At 63.9% G+C, this 15,397-nt stretch carries 14 protein-coding genes; 5 read left to right on the top strand and 9 right to left on the bottom strand.

Annotation, left to right across the window (positions count from 1 at the left end; translation table 11 throughout):
- Positions 1-538: 538 nt before the first annotated feature.
- The 6 genes from C7402_RS26995 to C7402_RS26970 all read right to left on the bottom strand — a co-directional run bounded on the left by C7402_RS26995 (position 539) and on the right by C7402_RS26970 (position 5,295).
- Positions 539-1,162: a thioredoxin fold domain-containing protein gene (locus C7402_RS26995; RefSeq protein WP_116612808.1), complete on the bottom strand. Its 624-nt coding sequence runs from the start codon at positions 1,160-1,162 to the stop codon at positions 539-541.
- A 140-nt stretch (positions 1,163-1,302) separates the two neighbouring features.
- On the bottom strand, positions 1,303-1,776 hold the full coding sequence (locus C7402_RS26990) for a hypothetical protein (protein ID WP_112171103.1): 474 nt from the start codon (positions 1,774-1,776) through the stop codon (positions 1,303-1,305).
- Positions 1,777-2,083: 307 nt separating this feature from the next.
- On the bottom strand, positions 2,084-2,563 hold the full coding sequence (locus tag C7402_RS26985; protein ID WP_116612807.1) for a nuclear transport factor 2 family protein: 480 nt from the start codon (positions 2,561-2,563) through the stop codon (positions 2,084-2,086).
- Positions 2,556-3,242 carry a TetR/AcrR family transcriptional regulator gene (locus tag C7402_RS26980; RefSeq protein WP_116612806.1) on the bottom strand — a complete coding sequence of 229 codons (687 nt, stop codon included), beginning with the start codon at positions 3,240-3,242 and terminating at the stop codon, positions 2,556-2,558. Before C7402_RS26980 ends, C7402_RS26985 begins: the two co-directional genes overlap by 8 nt.
- A gap of 112 nt (positions 3,243-3,354) precedes the next feature.
- Positions 3,355-4,353, bottom strand: coding sequence for a DMT family transporter (locus C7402_RS26975; protein ID WP_116612805.1), 999 nt, complete (start codon positions 4,351-4,353; stop codon positions 3,355-3,357).
- An 81-nt stretch (positions 4,354-4,434) separates the two neighbouring features.
- Complete coding sequence (locus tag C7402_RS26970; RefSeq protein WP_116612804.1) at positions 4,435-5,295, bottom strand: AraC family transcriptional regulator; 861 nt, start codon at positions 5,293-5,295, stop codon at positions 4,435-4,437.
- A 209-nt stretch (positions 5,296-5,504) separates the two neighbouring features.
- On the opposite strand from C7402_RS26970, the gene C7402_RS26965 reads away from it, so the two are divergent.
- A complete protein-coding gene (locus C7402_RS26965; protein ID WP_116612803.1) occupies positions 5,505-6,188 on the top strand; it encodes a YceI family protein in 684 nt (227 codons plus the stop codon).
- Positions 6,189-6,201: 13 nt separating this feature from the next.
- Here C7402_RS26965 and tdh read toward each other — a convergent pair whose 3' ends face one another.
- Both tdh and C7402_RS26955 read right to left on the bottom strand, forming a co-directional pair.
- Positions 6,202-7,233, bottom strand: coding sequence for an L-threonine 3-dehydrogenase (tdh, locus tag C7402_RS26960; RefSeq protein WP_112170771.1), 1,032 nt, complete (start codon positions 7,231-7,233; stop codon positions 6,202-6,204).
- Between the two features lie 17 nt (positions 7,234-7,250).
- Entirely contained in the window at positions 7,251-8,450 is a 1,200-nt protein-coding gene (locus C7402_RS26955) for a glycine C-acetyltransferase (RefSeq protein WP_116612802.1), read from the bottom strand.
- Positions 8,451-8,574: 124 nt separating this feature from the next.
- Between C7402_RS26955 and C7402_RS26950 the strand changes: the two genes are divergently transcribed.
- From C7402_RS26950 to C7402_RS26940, 3 genes are all read left to right on the top strand, one after another.
- Complete coding sequence (locus tag C7402_RS26950) at positions 8,575-9,234, top strand: helix-turn-helix domain-containing protein (protein ID WP_116612801.1); 660 nt, start codon at positions 8,575-8,577, stop codon at positions 9,232-9,234.
- A gap of 98 nt (positions 9,235-9,332) precedes the next feature.
- Positions 9,333-9,746 (top strand): DUF2471 family protein, encoded by a 414-nt coding sequence (locus C7402_RS26945; protein WP_116612800.1) that lies wholly within the window; start codon positions 9,333-9,335, stop codon positions 9,744-9,746.
- A 90-nt stretch (positions 9,747-9,836) separates the two neighbouring features.
- Complete coding sequence (locus C7402_RS26940) at positions 9,837-10,829, top strand: tyrosine-type recombinase/integrase (protein WP_244314947.1); 993 nt, start codon at positions 9,837-9,839, stop codon at positions 10,827-10,829.
- Positions 10,830-10,928: 99 nt separating this feature from the next.
- Here the strand turns inward: C7402_RS26940 and C7402_RS26935 are convergent, their stop codons facing one another.
- Positions 10,929-12,131 carry a DNA-binding protein gene (locus C7402_RS26935; protein ID WP_116612798.1) on the bottom strand — a complete coding sequence of 401 codons (1,203 nt, stop codon included), beginning with the start codon at positions 12,129-12,131 and terminating at the stop codon, positions 10,929-10,931.
- Between the two features lie 1,855 nt (positions 12,132-13,986).
- Here C7402_RS26935 and C7402_RS26930 point away from each other — a divergent pair.
- Entirely contained in the window at positions 13,987-15,345 is a 1,359-nt protein-coding gene (locus tag C7402_RS26930; RefSeq protein ID WP_112170777.1) for a replication initiation protein, read from the top strand.
- Positions 15,346-15,397 lie beyond the last annotated feature (52 nt).

Genomic DNA, 15,397 nt, shown 5'->3' with positions numbered 1-15,397 from the left:
CGTATCCGCGTTCGGACTGCCGCGTCGCAGCATTGGCCTGCAATGTCTCGACGCTCCCGAAAACACTCACCTTTGCTCTACGTAAAGTCGCCGGCGTTCGAATCGCTCACGCACGGGAAGCGCGTGACGGTGCGGCGAAAAATCGCATCGATCACACAGCAGTGAGTGTGAGCATCCCGCAGATGCTCACCTGTTGATTGTGTCCACGTGATTTCCCTCGTTGAGGGTGTCGCGTCATGCGTGTGCGCGCTTCAACGTGGTTCCCGTCAACGCTCACCCCTGCGGTTCATGACCCAAACCAGGCTTCGAGCATCCTCGCTTTGGCGCTTGCCGATCGATTATTTCATCAGCAATCCGAATCAATATGTCCGGCATGCGTAATCGATCCGAAGCATCCCGATTACACGTTCCGAAACCTGGGCGAGAGCAAAGGTGAGGGTTTTCGGGACGCGCGCATCGAACCCGACTCCTGGAAGTCCTCACCTGTCCCGGTATGGGTGAAGCCCGCGCGCGGCGATCGACTCACCGCCGCGCGCGTTCAGCGATAGCGTTGCAGTTCAGGATCGCTCACGGGTTGCTCCGGCAGATTCAGCATGCCGGGCAGGTCGTTCAGTTTCGGCAGGCCGCTCACGTTGGCCCAGCGGCCGCCCGAGCCTTGATAAATGAGCGTCGGCGTGCCGTCAAAGCCGAGGTCCTGGAACAGCTTGATGTTGTTGTTGAGCTTTCTCTGATCGGCAGGCGGAATGTGCGCAAGCGGCGCGATGCCGCCCGATTCGTCCTTCTCCGAGTAATGCGTCTCAAGCTCCTTGAGCAGCGCGGCGCCGTCTTTCGCTTCCAGCAGCGCCGCTGCCTTGCCCGCCGAATCGACCTTCAGAAAGCCCATAGGAATCCAATGCACTTGCAGGCCCGCCGCTTCATACGGTTGCAGCGCTTTCCACACCAGGTGACAGTAAATACAGTTTGGGTCCATGAAGACATAAAGCGTCGACTTCACATTCGACCCGCTCGCCCCTTCGACGATCGCACTCGCTTCGCGGAGGCTGGCGGCGGCCGTGGCCGGCAACCAGGTGGATTCCGGCGTGTCGGCGGCCATGACGGACGTGGCGGAGGTGACCATGGCCAACGCGCCCGCGGCGATCAGCATGCGTGTGAACTTTTTCATTCTCTTCCTCTGGCGCGGGTCGCGCCCTGAAATACGAAGCCCCGTATCTTAGGGTCAGGCGGTGGCGTGCTCCTGACGCCAGCATGGCAAAGCGGTCAGGTTGAGGCGAAAGGTGAGAGTTTGCGGGAGCCCATGCTCCCTCAGAACTTGAACCGCAACTGGAACCCGATGGTAAACGGCAGGTCGTCGGAGGGGATCGGCGGAATGACGATGAAGTTCACGCCCACGCGTTTGTACGCGACCATCACGATCGGCGCGACCACGGGCCCGATCGTATGGTCGTGACCGAGACCCCAGTTGCCGTAGTTATAGCCGGAGATGATGCCGCCCATCGCCGCGAGACGCACGAAGCCCCAGTGCAGGAACTCGGGGGCCCACACCGCGCCGCCATAGTACGAGGGCCGCCGCAACGAGTTGCGAAAACCGCCGGCCGTGAGCGCCCAGGTGTCGCCTGGCCAGCATTCGATGCCGAGACCCGGATTGAACTGTTCGAAGTCCTTGTCGGGATGAATGTGGTACGAGCCCACCATCGCGTCGACCCAAAGACCCGAGCTGCACCAGTTCGCGGCGCGCGCAGGCTGCGCACCGAGCAGCATCAGTGAGAGCAAGGGCATGAGCAGCAGGGTGGCGGCCGCGCCTCGTTTCGTTTTCTTCGCTTTCGTTATTGTTGCCGCGCCACCTGGCTTCTGCCAAAACCGCATGGGCTCTCCGTCCTTGCTTGCGCCGATCCGCTATGGGCTGTCGGTCTTCTGGTTGCTGGTTCGGGGTGAATGACGAACTGTACCGCAACCCGATGCGCGCGCAATGGAGTCCATGCTCGGATCGGGCGACTCATGCGTCACCGCTCGCCGCCGGCATCTTGCCAGCGTCATGAGTCGTCCCGATGAAAACGCCTGTGAAATTGCCGATGAAAGCGCTGTGTCAGAGGCCGAGGTCGCTCAGGCCCGGATGGTCGTCGGGGCGACGCCCGAGCGGCCAGTGATAAAGGCGGTCCGCCTCGCGGATCGGCAGGTCGTTGATGGACGCGTGCCGGTGCGCCATCAGGCCGTTCGCATCGAACTCCCAGTTCTCGTTGCCGTATGAGCGAAACCAGGCGCCCGAATCGTCGCGCCACTCGTACGCGAAGCGCACCGCAATGCGATTGTCGGTGTACGCCCACAGTTCCTTGATCAGGCGGTAGTCGAGTTCTCGCGCCCACTTGCGCGCGAGAAACGCGGCGATCTCCTCGCGGCCCGTCACGAATTCGGCGCGATTGCGCCACACGCTTTGCGGCGTGTAGGCGAGCGCGACGCGCTGCGGGTCGCGCGTGTTCCAGCCGTCTTCGGCGGCGCGCACTTTCTGGATGGCGCTCTCGCGCGTAAACGGCGGCAGCGGGGGGCGCACTTCGTTCGCATCACTCATGGTCTTTCTCCTTGCGTTGGGCGGCGCGCCGCGATGGCGCGCGCGAATCGGTTGGATTGCGGGAATCAGGCGCGCTTGCTTCGAGCAGCAGGCGAGCGGCGGCGCGCGCATCGAGCGCCGCGTCGGCCTCGCCGCTCACGAGCGCCACGCCGATCGCGCCATCGATCAGGATCAGCCACTGGCGCGCGACGCGCGACGCCACGCGGCTGTCCACGCCCGCCTCGCGCGCCCAGGCATGGGTCTGCTCGCGCACGAAGTCGAGCAGGCGCGCCTTGTGATCCCGCGCGACCACGCGCACGGGGTCATCGGGCGACGCTGTTTCACCGGCGGCATTCAGAAACGCGCAGCCGTGAAAGCCCGCGGAGGCGAACCATTCGCGCAGCACGTCGAACATGCCAATGAGACGCGCCTGCGGCGTGCGCCCTCGCGCGAGCGTGCCGGCGATGAACCAGCGCATCCAGCGCTCGTCGCGCCGCGAGAGCGCGGCCGCAACAAGCGCGTCCTTCGATTCGAACCAGGTGTAGAAGCTCTTGCGCGCCGCGCCCGCCGCGCGAACGATCGCGTCCACGCCGGTTGCGTGAATGCCGCCCGCGTAGATCAGCGCTTCGGCCGCTTCGAGCAGACGCTCGCGCGCATCGGCCGGGGGCGCTGCGGGGTTCGGAATGGCTGGCGTGCTCATGGCTTCTCTCGATTGCGGTCTTTCGGTGGATGCTTGCAACAAGCATCAGGAGAATGATCGTTCTCCAAGCACGTAATGTAGAACGATCATTCTCCCAAGTCAAGATCCGGAATCAGGGCGCGTTGCGGTCGCTTGCGCCGCACGACCCGTTCAAGCGGCCAAGGAGCGAACGCCCCGATACCGCGAAGACGGCGGCGACAACCAGCGCGAGCCCCATGACCCGCGTGAGCGTGAGCGGTTCGCCGAGCAGCAGGGTCGCGAGCGCCACGCCGGTCACGGGCGCCACCGCCGTGAATACGGCGGCCTCGCCGCCCGGCACGCGCGCGGCGCCCGCGTACCAGAGCCAGAATCCGCCCACGGTCGGCACCAGCGCGTAGTACGCCACGCCGATCAACGCGGAGCGCAAAGCGGGGATCGACTCGGAAAGCGGGACCGCGTGCACCGCGCCGATCCAGCCGGGCAACGCGCAAGCGCCCGAGACGATGAAGCCCAGGCCCGTCATCGCCGCCGCTTGCGCGAGCGGTGGCCACGGCCGCGATAACCGTTTGTTGAGGAGGACGAACAGGCTTTCGCAAACGACCGCGCCGAGGATCATCGCATCGCCCGCGAGCGATCGGGCGCCGTCGTGAGGCCCGGCTGGCGCGAGCGTGACAAGCGCCACGCCGAGGCTTGCGGCGGTGACCGAAACAAGCGTGCTCGCGCGCAGTCGTTCGCCGAGCAGCAATGCGGCGGTCAGCGCGCACACGGCAGGCAGGGTGCCGAGGATGATGCCGGCATCGCTTGCGGACGTGCGCTGCGTGCCGGCGATCAGCAGGACCGTATAGCCCACGCTGCCGATGGCGGCCTGCGTAATGAGCAGCAGCGCGTCGCGCAGGCCGGGGCGTGGAAATGCGGTGCCGGTCAGCCGCATGAGCAGCAGAAAGACCGGCAACGCCATGGCGAAGCGCAGCGCGGTGGCGGGCAAGGGATCGAGCCCCGCGCCGATGGTCTTGCTGGCAATCACCGTGCTGCCGACGGTGAGCATAGCCGCCGTCAATTGCAGATGCGCGACGGATCGGGGGGAAAGGGCGGGGCGACGCGCGTTTTCGCGCGGCGGCAATCGTGTGGACATGGAGCGCTCCTCGTGGTGATACGCCTGTATAGGCGGACCACGGCGCGCCGTCTTGGATCGATGTGCGTCAGCGCCTGGACTTCATGCCCCGCGAGCGAGCCGGTAGCGGCCGGGTGAGACGCCGAATTGCCGCGCGAACGCGCGATTCAGGTGACTCTGATCGCAGAAACCGGCGGCCAGCGCGGTCTGCGCAGGCGCGTGACCGGCCTTGAGCAGTTGCCGCGCGAGCGCCACGCGGCGATGCAGGATGTAGTTGTGCGGTGCCACGCCGAACGCGCGCATGAAGCCGCGATGAAGCTGGAACCGGCTCAGCCCCGCCGCGCGGGCGAGTTCGGCAAGCGAGAACGGTACGGCGGGATCGGTGTCGATCATCTCGCGCACGTGGACGAGCGCGGCGGGCGAGCATGGCGCGAGCGAGCGCCGGTGACCGAGGGCTTCGACGAGGCGCGTCATGACTTCGAGCGCGGCGGCGTCGAACGCCATGCGGGAGAGGTCGTCGCCCGAGGCCGCGCGTGGGTCCACGCTCTGGTCCGCGTTTTGCTGCGTCACATGGGCAAAGGCGGCGTCGAACAAGCCGCGCAAACGCGGTTCGCTGATCACGGGCGCATGCAGCGCAAAGCCGGCGTCATCGCCCTGCGTGATGTCGGCTTGCAACGCGTCGATCCAGCACGGCTCGAAATAGAGCATGCGCCACGTGCGGCCCGCGGCGTCGAGCGGCCGCCCGTCGTGCACTTCGCCGGGATTGACGAGAATGAGATCGCCCGGCGCGGCCTCGACCTGGCCCGCATCGCTCAGCGAGACATGGCCACCGCGATCGATCACGCCAATGCCGTACTGATCGTGCGTGTGGCGTCCGAATGAGCGCGCCGTGGCGGCCGTCATCGCGTCGACCTCGCGCACGAGCGTGGCGTGAAAGCGCACTGCATGATTCGCGGCTGGCATGGAGCGGCACTCCCGGCGAGTTGGCTGCTATGCGCGTATGAAACCCGACTTTCGCGCGGCGCGCAACGCCCGCGTGAGCGGGCGAACAGGACACGGCAAGGCGGCGACGCGGCGATCCGGCCCTGGCACGTTATGCTTTATCGTCGGGATGGAAGAAACGCGGGCCGCCAAACGTACAGGAACGTATCAGCCAGCCAATGGGAGATGAGATGAAAGAGCGGCCGTTTGCGCCATTCGTTCGCGGCTCGCGCCGCGCCTTCTGCGCTGCGGTGTGCGCGGCGGGCTTCGCCGCGTGCACGCCTTTGCGGGTCGTCACGCACAGTGTGAGCCGCGCCGAAGCCAGCGTGCCGGCGGGCCACTACACGCTCGACGCCCATCACTGGAGCATCGTGTTCGATGTCGATCACCTCCAGTACACGCGCTTCGTGATGCGCTTCGACCGCGCACAGGGCACGCTCGACTGGCGTACGGGCGGCCTCGAAACCGCCTCGGTGGATGTGGTCATCGACGCCGCGAGCCTCGACACCAACGTTCCCGCACTCGACGCCATGGTGAAAAGCGCGCAAATGCTCGACGTGGCGCGCTATGCGCAAATCCGCTTCGTGAGCACGCGCTTCGAGCGCACGGCCGAGGGGCGCGGCGCGCTCACGGGCAACCTCACGATACGCGGCGTGACGCAGCCGGTCACGCTCGACGTCACATTGAACGGCTACGCGCCGAATCCGCTCACGAAAGCGCCCACGCTCGGTTTCACGGCCACGGGCCATTTCAGCCGCGCGGCGTTCGGGCTGACGACCTGGTATCCCGCCGTGGGCGACGATATCACTGTGCGCATCCAGGCCGAATTCGAGCAGCCCCCAGCGGGCGCAGCCGCTCAATCGGAAACGCAGTGAAACCGGCGCGCACTCAGGCCGCGGTCCAGTCGAGAATCACCTTGCCGCTCTCGCCCGAAAGCATCGCCGCGAAGCCTTTCTCGTAGTCGTCTACGCCGAAGCGATGCGTGATGATGGGCGAAAGATCGAGCCCGCTTTGCAGCATGGCGACCATCTTGTACCAGGTCTCGAACATCTCGCGGCCATAAATGCCCTTGATTTCCAGCCCCTTGAAGATCACCTGGTTCCAGTCGATGGCGGTTTGCGAGGGCGGAATGCCGAGCAGCGCGACCTTGCCGCCATGGTTCATCGATTCGAGCAGCGCCGTGAATGCGCTCGGCACGCCCGACATTTCGAGGCCCACGTCGAAGCCCTCGGTCATGTGCAGTTCCGCCATCACGTCGCGCAGCGACTCGCGCGAGACGTTCACGGCGCGCGTGGCGCCCATCTTGCGCGCGAGTTCGAGGCGATAGTCATTGACATCGGTGATGACGACGTTGCGCGCGCCCACGTGCTTCGCGATCGCAACAGCCATGATGCCGATGGGCCCCGCGCCCGTGATGAGCACGTCCTCGCCCACGAGATTGAACGAAAGCGCCGTGTGCGTGGCGTTGCCGAACGGATCGAAGATCGCCGCGAGATCGTCGGAGATTTCGGGCGGAATCTTGAATGCGTTGAAGGCCGGTATCACGAGATATTCGGCGAACGCGCCTTCGCGGTTCACACCGACACCCGTCGTGTTGCGGCACAGGTGACGCCGCCCCGCACGGCAGTTGCGGCAAAAGCCGCAGGTAATATGCCCCTCGCCCGACACGCGGTCGCCAATCTGGAAGCCGCGCACCTCCTGGCCCATTTCGACGATCTCACCCACGTATTCATGGCCCACGTGCATCGGCACGGGAATGGTCTTCTGCGCCCAGTCGTCCCATTTCCAGATGTGGATGTCCGTGCCGCAGATCGCCGTCTTGCGGATCTTGATCATCACGTCGTTGTGGCCGACTTCGGGCTTCTTCACGCGCGTGAGCGTGAGTCCGGGGGCGCGTTCGAGTTTGGCGAGTGCTTTCATTTGATTCGCAATCCTTATTAAATCACGCCGAGGGTCTTGCCCACACGCGCAAACGCGTTGACGGCGCGCCCGATCTGCTCGGGCGTGTGCGCGGCGCTCATCTGCGTGCGAATGCGCGCGCGGCCCTTCGGCACGACGGGATACGAAAAGCCGATCACATAAACGCCTTCGTGCAGCAGGGCGTCGGCCATTTGCGTGGCGACCTGTGCGTCGCCCAGCATCACGGGAATGATCGGGTGCTCGCCGGGTACGAGCGTGAAGCCGAGCGCGCTCATTTCGCGGCGAAACTGCGCGCCGTTCTCGCGCACGCGGCGGCGCAACTGCGCGCCTTCGTCGCTCGCGATCAGTTCGAGCACCGCGAGCGATGCGGCTGCGATGCTCGGCGTGAGCGTGTTCGAGAAAAGATACGGACGCGAGCGCTGGCGCAGCAGATCGACGACTTCCTGCTTCGCCGCGATATAACCGCCCGAGGCGCCGCCCAGCGCCTTGCCGAGCGTGCCGGTGATGATGTCCACGCGCTGCGCCACGCCGCAATGCTCGGGCGTGCCGCGCCCGTGCTCGCCGATAAAGCCGACCGCGTGCGAGTCGTCGACCATCACCAGGGCATCGTAGCGGTCGGCGAGATCGCAGATGCCTTTGAGGTCGGCGATGATGCCGTCCATCGAAAACACGCCGTCGGTAGCGATGAGCTTGTAGCGCGCCCCGGCTTCGTCGGCTTCGCGCAGCTTGGCTTCGAGATCCGAAAGATCGTTGTTCTTGTAGCGGTAGCGGCGCGCCTTCGAAAGGCGCACGCCGTCGATGATGCTCGCGTGATTGAGTTCGTCGCTGATGATGGCGTCTTCCTCGCCGAGCAGCGTTTCGAAAAGGCCGCCGTTCGCGTCGAAACAACTGGAGTAGAGAATGCAGTCCTCGGTTTGCAGGAACGTGGCGAGCGCGCTTTCCAACTGCTTGTGCACGGTTTGCGTGCCGCAGATGAAGCGCACCGACGCCATGCCGAAGCCGTCGCGCTCGAGCCCGTCTTGCGCTGCGGCGATCAGGCGGGCGTCGTTGGCGAGACCGAGGTAATTGTTGGCGCAGAAGTTGAGTACGTCGCTGCCGTCGGCCAGACGAATGTCGGCGGACTGAGGCGTTGCGATCACACGCTCGTTCTTGTAGAAGCCGTCCGCGCGAATCTGGTCGAGCGTGGCACGCAGATGGTCGAGATACGGGGTACGCATGGATCGATCTCCTGGCTTGGAGGGCCGCGGCCTGCTATAGTCGGCGGCAGGTTTTAGCGAAAATTTCTTTTATTTCGAACACAAGTTCGATATATCGAACGCACTCTAAACGATGAGGTCGTGAATGGCAAGCACCCGCAAACCGCGCACCGCACCGGCGGCTGCCGTTCCCGACGCGCCAGCGCCGGCGCCGGCCGCAACCGGTGTCTCGCCTGCATCCACCGTACCCTCCACCGCGCCGCCACGTGTGGGCGAGCAAATCCAGCGGCTGCGCAGCGAGCGCAAGATGACGCTCGACGACCTCTCGCGCGCCGCGGGTGTCTCCAAATCCATGCTATCGGAAATCGAGCGAGACAAGGCGAACCCGACCATCGCCGTGGCCTGGCGGCTCACGAACGCCCTGGGCGTGAAGCTCGATTCCCTGTTCGCCGCGCCGAAGGCGCCCGAGGCGATCGCCGTGGCCGGGCCGCACGACATCCCCACACTACTGGGGCACGAAGCCGGCTACCAGTTGCGCGTGTGGGGGCCGATCGAACTCGCCGGACAATTCGAATGGTATGAACTGACGCTCAAGCCGGGCGGCGCGCTGGTGTCGAGCGCGCATGAACCCGGTACGCGCGAGCACCTCACGGTCCTACAGGGGAGCCTCGAAGTCGAGGCAGGCGGCGCGGCGCAACGGCTCAAGACGGCGGACACCGCGCGCTATATCGCCGATCAACCGCACGCCATCCGCAATGTGGGCAAGGGCGAAGCCCGCGCGCTGATGGTGGTGATCCACGGTTGAGCGGCCAGCTCCCCGCGACCCCTGGCCGTACGGATGAGGCTGCGCAATCCGCCCGACTACTGTATATTTATACAGTGAAAGTCCGACCGGAGCCGCCGATGTCTATCTCGCCCCCAACCGAACTGCCGCGCGAACACGAACTGGCCGCCTTGCGCTTCCAGTCCGCCGCGCGCGACCTCGAACATATCGTGCGCAACATCGCGCAACGCTACATCGCCCGCCAAGTCCCGCTTACGTGGCGGCTTCTTCATGCCATCGAGGCCGAGGCGCTTGCCGACCTCGGCTTCGCGAGCCGCCATGACGCCCTCATGCTGGGCCTCTTCCAACGGCCCGGCGACCTTGCGTGGCCGGAAACGGATGAGACCGTCGACTTCGGCCAGTCCAATGCGCTGCCCGCCGTGTTCGCGTTCGCGGTCTCGGCCTACGAGCGCGCCGCGCAAAGTGCGGAAGAGGCACGCCGTCAGGCCAGGCGCAGCGACGCCGCGCGACGCGCGCGGGCGTGGGGCGGCTGACGGCTTGAGGAGCCTGGCGAGCGCAGATGGGTTGCGCCCGCCGTGATCTCGCTATAATGTTCCTTTAACGCAACTAACGGAATGATAGAGATGGCGTCATCCACTCCCGCACGCGACCTCTTCGACCAGCAACGTCAAGACTGGCAACGCGACCCCGTGGCCGCATTCGACGCCTGGCTGGCATCCCAGGAATTGCGTCGCTCGTCAGCCGACGTCTATCGCGTGCAATGGGGACGCTTTCTCGAATGGCTCGCGCTCAAGCGCAAGACCATCATGACAGTGGATACCGGCACGATCGCGGAATTCGTCGCCAGCCTCGACGTGAAGAAACCCCAGCGGCTGCGCTACCTTCGCCTCATCGAACGCGTGCTCGATCACGTGCGTGAAATCGAACTCGCTTCCACGAATCCCGCGCGCTTCATCGCTCAGGACGGCGAAGCCGCCTGGCGCAACGCACGCGAAAACGACCCGACCGGCTTTCTCAATGCCGCCGAACGTGCGGCGATCGTGGGCCGGCTGTTCTCTCCGCTCGTCGAGCCGTCCGCCGCGAAGCAATGGCGGGAGCGCCGCGACCGGGCGCTCGTCGCGATCTTTCTGGGCGGCGGGTTGAAAACCGGCGATGCCATCGCGCTGACGCTCGACTGCGTGGCAATCGGCTCGGAGTGGGTGACGATCGAAGCCGCCAACCCTGTTTTCACGCGGACCACGCGGCTCGCCCCCTTTGCCGTCGACGTGCTTGGCGCGTGGCTCGAAGCGCGCCGCCTCGCCGGATTGCCAGGCCAGCTCGTCTTTCCCGGCTCCCCCTCGGGACGACCGATGCACAAGGCCACGGTGCTGCGCGCCATCGACGCCCTGATGGAAACCGCGGGCGTGGCCGAAACCCGCGCCGAGCGCGCCAGTCCGCAAACGCTGCGCAACACGTTTGCGGCGGACCTGTTCGAGCGGGGCGTGGACACCGATCAGGTAGGGCAGTGGCTCGGTTTCCTGCAACCGATCTCCGCGGGCCGGCTCCACCGCGCGTGGAAAATATGGACCGAACGGGAAGCGATGCAGCGTGCCGCTGCGGAAAGCGAAAAAACCTGAACACCGCGTGAGCTGGCGTTCGTGCCGCGCTCGCGGCACGCGCCGCGTCCCGTAAAAGCTCACGCCGGGAGCGCTCGTTCGCTCCCGCAAAGGCTCACCTCAAGCCTGTTCGGGCGAATGTTTGCCCGCCATGAAGCGCGAAAAGGCTTCCAGCTTCGAGGCCCCCGCGCCCGACGTGTGCTCGCACTCCGGGCACAGAAACTCAAAACCATCGTCCACTTCGGACAACTCCGGTTCCCCTTCATGGCAATTCGGGCAACGCGCCGGCAGCGCGACGTGGCCATCCACCACCGTCCCGAGACGCGTCAGTTCGGCCTCGCCCAAACGTCCCTCCGCTGCGAGGGCGCACAACACAGCCGCAACCGACGCATCGACGCCTTGTTGTCCGCGTAGCGTCGTTACCTGGCGAGTCAGGACATCGACTTCGTCGGAACGCTCGCGCAGCAGGACGTCGAGCCGGTCGGCGCGTGCCTTCGCCGTCGCCAGTTGCTGGATGAAATCGAATTCCTTCTTGCTCGCATCGCGCTGGGCCGACTGCCACGTCGACGACATCGAGCGCAATGAATCGAGCTCGACGAGCATCGGCCTGACGCGCCGCTCGGCCTCGGCCAGCGCATCCTTGATTTGCTGCGCATAGTGCTCGGTGCTCTTGCGCATCTCTTCATGCAAGCCGTCGATTCGGTCGCGCAATCCGGCATTGGTCGTCTGCTCGGTTTCGACCCGCTTGCGCAGGGCTTCGTTTTCCGATTCGAGGCGTTGAAACTGCACTTCGCGGTTGCCATGCTGTAGCGCGCCCTGCGCTGAACTGGCGGCGAGCTGGCTTTCGAGTTCACGCACCCGCTCGTAGGCCGCTTCGGTGCGGCTTTCGCTGCGTTGCAACATCTCATCGGTTGCGGCGCGCCGGGCTTCGGCGTCGCGGGCGGCTTGCTCGGCATCGCGTCGGCCAGCCTCGAATTCGGTGCGTTCGTCGTGCAAAGCGTCTCGCGCCAGCATTAGCGCTTCTTCGAATAGTGCGCCAAGCAACTCGCCGGCACGTTCTTCCAGTGCAGGCGGAATCGCGCCAACACCAGCACGCGTTTTCGACGCGGTTCGGATGCGTTGCCAGAACAGCTCGATATCTTTGGGAATGTCGCTCGCACTGCCAGTCTGGGTCAGTTCGCGGACAGCGGCCATCGAGGGTTTGATCTCGAAATCGAAGAACAGACGCTTGCAGGCATGGAGGGAGAGCTCCTGCCTACGCGCTCCGTTTTTGCGCAAATTCTCGAGTTCTTCGCGGATAACCTGGCGATCTTGGTCTCGCATGTTCGTCTTCTCGGCAGGGGAGTGGACGAATCATAACAAATTACGTTCTGTTTGCTACGTTTTTTAATGCCAGGAAGGTTTAGAGCGGAGAGAAGTGCTTTAAGCGGCGCTTTATTTCGATTGAAGCAGGCTTTAGTCGAGTGTCGGCGTGAAACAAATCGAACTTTGTTTCATAAGCCATTGTAAACGCGGGAGATTTACCTCCGATTTTACTTCGATCCGTTGTTTCACGCGAGAGGTGAGAAGAATCAGAGCCGTAGGGGTTGGAGGAATTGTGGATATCTTGGAAAACTCGCAAGGAAGATCGTGCTTGAGAATACATAAAAGTAAACACCCTTGATACCCGTTAAAAACGTTAACGCCACGGCAAACCCTTATCCCGCGGGGCTTTCAGGCTGATCAGGTGAAGCTTTACGGGACCCTGGGTGAGACCTTGCGGGACAGTCGGGTGACGGGCTTCGGGATCGGGGGTGAGGCGGTACGGGAAAGGACGTGAGCGGATTCAGGGACAGGGAGATTGTTGACTTCGCGGCAAGGGTGAGCGAATACGGGAGTGAGCCGCCGTATGGGTCAAGAGGGACAGGGAGGTGTCGTGATGTTACGCGAAATGCAACGGTGAGCGGATTCGGGACCGGGAATTCGCGGTGTTTTTGGACGAAATCGAGGGGCTGAAAAGCCTTGGGTGAGGAAAATCGGGAAAAAATGCGGATCGAAGGTGAAGTTTTTCGGGAGCCAAACGCAGAAATCGGGCGAAATGGGCGTTTCCGGAGCTCTGAGGTGAGGTTTTTCGGGAGTCGATGCACCCGTTGGCCGGGACGCTTGCCGGTCTCCGGCGCATTCGTCTGCCTCTCGAAGTGGCAAAGGTGAGGTTCTACGGGGGCTTGCGGCGTTGCGGCGAATCCGGGTGCTTGCTCTGCCTCGCAAAGCGCGAAGGTGAGGCTTTTCGGGAGGTATTTTGGGCTCTTTTTGGGCTTGAGGTGAGGAAATGCGGGAGAAAGTTGGTATTCACTGCGCCGGAAGCACCGAAATTCCGTGGGGGAGAAGCCGCAGACTCAATCGCTGGAATTCGCTGAGGTGAGCGTTTTCGGGGGCCGTTGTGCGGTGAGGACCCGTCGATGCGGAGCGCACTTCTTCATTTGAGGTGAGGTGATACGGGAGCAAAGCGCGGATTTGCCGAGCTGCCGACATGTGGATAAGTCTCGGAATCTATTGATTTTTTCATACGAGCAGCCGGAAGGTGAGGTTTTTCGGGAGTGATATTTGCGCTGCGCCGCGACGCCTGCTCAGCGCAAAAGGTGAGTTTTTTCAGGAGCATTGGTGCCCTGAATGTCGGTAGGACGGCCTTTCCATCCTTGCCGGAAGGCACCGCCAGTTAAACCATAGGTGAGAATTTACGGGACGCTTCGCATGGCTGCGGACGGCGAATGCAGAACTCAACGCCGCCGAAGGTCATTTTGTTGAGCGCTTGCCGGGGGAAAACGGGCTTCCCGGCACTCAGCGAGGCACTTTCAGGGGCCATTTCGTTATGTCTCTCATCTGGACTGCTTTCGTTGTGGAGCTTGGCCAACGCCGGCGGGATTTTTCACCCAACAGGTGAAAATATTTAAGGTGAGCCGTTACGGGAGCAAACGGCGACCGTTGGCGCAAGGGCGAAAACGCGGGCTCGGGCCGGATCGTAGAATACGCAAAGCGCCCCGCCGGACGGGCGTCTGGCGGAAGGTGAGGTGATACGGGAGTGCGTCGCGGTGAGTTGCACACATAATGGGCGCATCACCGGCAATGGTGAGAGACGCCCTATAGACGCCTATCACCACAGACGGTATCCTTTCGCGAAATTCCTTCCTCGACCCGACGCATGGCCACGAAGCGCGTGAAAAAGACCGATGTGGTAAGCCCCAGTTCGGCGGAATTGCGCAAGGCCGTCGAGGCGATCGCGATCCAGCCGAAAAGCGGCAAGATCACCCTGCTGACCCGCAAGCTGTTCAACGTGCTGCTGGCCGTCGCGCAGCAGGCCGACGAGTCCGGCGACACTTACCGTGCGCTGCTTTCGGACATCGTCGCCAACTCGGCGTTCGATTCCAATGATACGGCGCTCGTGAAAGAGCACTTGCGCCGCATGGTGTCGGTGCAGGTCGAATGGAGCCAGGGGACCTCCAGCCAGAAGCCCGGACGCAAGTGGGGTATCTCCACGCTGATCGCGGACGCGGAAATTCTCGAGGACCCGCAGACCCGGCGCGTCTGGGTGGAATTCTCGTTCGCACCGAAAATCAAGAAGAAGCTGCTGGACCCGGTCCAGTACGCCCGCCTGAGCCTGCAATTCCAGAGCCAGTTGCGCAGTAGCGCCGGCCTCGCGCTCTACGAGATTTGCGTACGCTATCTCACTAACCCCAGCCATCTCACGATGCGTGAGACCTGGGAATGGTGGCGCCCGATCCTCTCCGGCACGCCGGATACCGAAGCCGGCGATGAAGCCAAGCGCGAGTACAAGTATTTCAAGCGCGATTATCTGCGACCGGCAATCGCCGAAGTCAACGCGGTCACGAATATCTTCGTCGAATTGATCGAGCATCGCGAAGGACGGCGCGTCGCCGAAATCCAGTTTCGCGTAACCGAGCGCAAGCAACCGATGCTTGCGCTCGATGAACATCCGAACGTGTTCGACAGCACGCTCGTCGATCGCATGGTGAAGATCGGCATTCCGCTCAAGGAAGCGCAATCGCTGTATGCCGATAGCGAGGAAAATCGCATTCGCGCCGCGCTGCAATTGACCGAGCAGCGTCTGCGCAGCACGAGCCTGCCGCCGGTGCGCAGCGCCGCGGCGCTATTCAAGGATGCGTTGAAGAAGGGTTATGCGCCGCCGGTCGAAACCCCGGCGGGCGCGACACCTGCCGTTGGCCGCAGCGCAGCGGCGGCGGTGACGGCAGACGATCCGAAGGCGCGCTTGCTCGACGAATACTCGGCTTATCGCCGCAAGGAAGCGCGCGCACTCTACGAGGAGCAGGGCGAGATGGAGCGTGAACTTGCGCGCCAGTCCTTCGAAGAGGATGAATTGCCGGTGCTCGGCGCGCATCTGCGGGATGACTGGCGTCGCCGCGGGCTGGACTCGAAGCTGGCTGACTCGGCGTTTTTCGACTGGCTTGCCCGCAAGACCTGGGGCGAACCGACCGACGGCGACCTGCTGGCGTTCACGCTGAGCCAGTCGCGCGCCGCCTGATCCAGACGGTGTTTTCCCGGTTCCGTGCAATGCGGGCCGGTGGCGTCAGGCT

It is taken from the genome of Paraburkholderia unamae, assembly GCF_003096875.1.
GTDB classification, from domain to species: domain Bacteria; phylum Pseudomonadota; class Gammaproteobacteria; order Burkholderiales; family Burkholderiaceae; genus Paraburkholderia; species Paraburkholderia unamae.
The sequence above is the reverse complement of the archived record's forward strand: the minus strand, read 5'-3'. Positions and strand labels throughout refer to the sequence as shown.

Coding starts and splice junctions, on each gene's coding strand:
- C7402_RS26940 (WP_244314947.1), top strand. CDS start 9,837: ATGGCGTCATCCACTCCCGCACGCGACCTCTTCGACCAGCAACGTCAA.
- C7402_RS26980 (WP_116612806.1), bottom strand. CDS start 3,242: ATGAGCACGCCAGCCATTCCGAACCCCGCAGCGCCCCCGGCCGATGCG.
- C7402_RS26950 (WP_116612801.1), top strand. CDS start 8,575: ATGGCAAGCACCCGCAAACCGCGCACCGCACCGGCGGCTGCCGTTCCC.
- tdh (WP_112170771.1), bottom strand. CDS start 7,233: ATGAAAGCACTCGCCAAACTCGAACGCGCCCCCGGACTCACGCTCACG.
- C7402_RS26985 (WP_116612807.1), bottom strand. CDS start 2,563: ATGAGTGATGCGAACGAAGTGCGCCCCCCGCTGCCGCCGTTTACGCGC.
- C7402_RS26945 (WP_116612800.1), top strand. CDS start 9,333: ATGTCTATCTCGCCCCCAACCGAACTGCCGCGCGAACACGAACTGGCC.
- C7402_RS26975 (WP_116612805.1), bottom strand. CDS start 4,353: ATGTCCACACGATTGCCGCCGCGCGAAAACGCGCGTCGCCCCGCCCTT.
- C7402_RS26955 (WP_116612802.1), bottom strand. CDS start 8,450: ATGCGTACCCCGTATCTCGACCATCTGCGTGCCACGCTCGACCAGATT.
- C7402_RS26970 (WP_116612804.1), bottom strand. CDS start 5,295: ATGCCAGCCGCGAATCATGCAGTGCGCTTTCACGCCACGCTCGTGCGC.
- C7402_RS26965 (WP_116612803.1), top strand. CDS start 5,505: ATGAAAGAGCGGCCGTTTGCGCCATTCGTTCGCGGCTCGCGCCGCGCC.
- C7402_RS26990 (WP_112171103.1), bottom strand. CDS start 1,776: ATGCCCTTGCTCTCACTGATGCTGCTCGGTGCGCAGCCTGCGCGCGCC.
- C7402_RS26995 (WP_116612808.1), bottom strand. CDS start 1,162: ATGAAAAAGTTCACACGCATGCTGATCGCCGCGGGCGCGTTGGCCATG.
- C7402_RS26935 (WP_116612798.1), bottom strand. CDS start 12,131: ATGCGAGACCAAGATCGCCAGGTTATCCGCGAAGAACTCGAGAATTTG.
- C7402_RS26930 (WP_112170777.1), top strand. CDS start 13,987: ATGGCCACGAAGCGCGTGAAAAAGACCGATGTGGTAAGCCCCAGTTCG.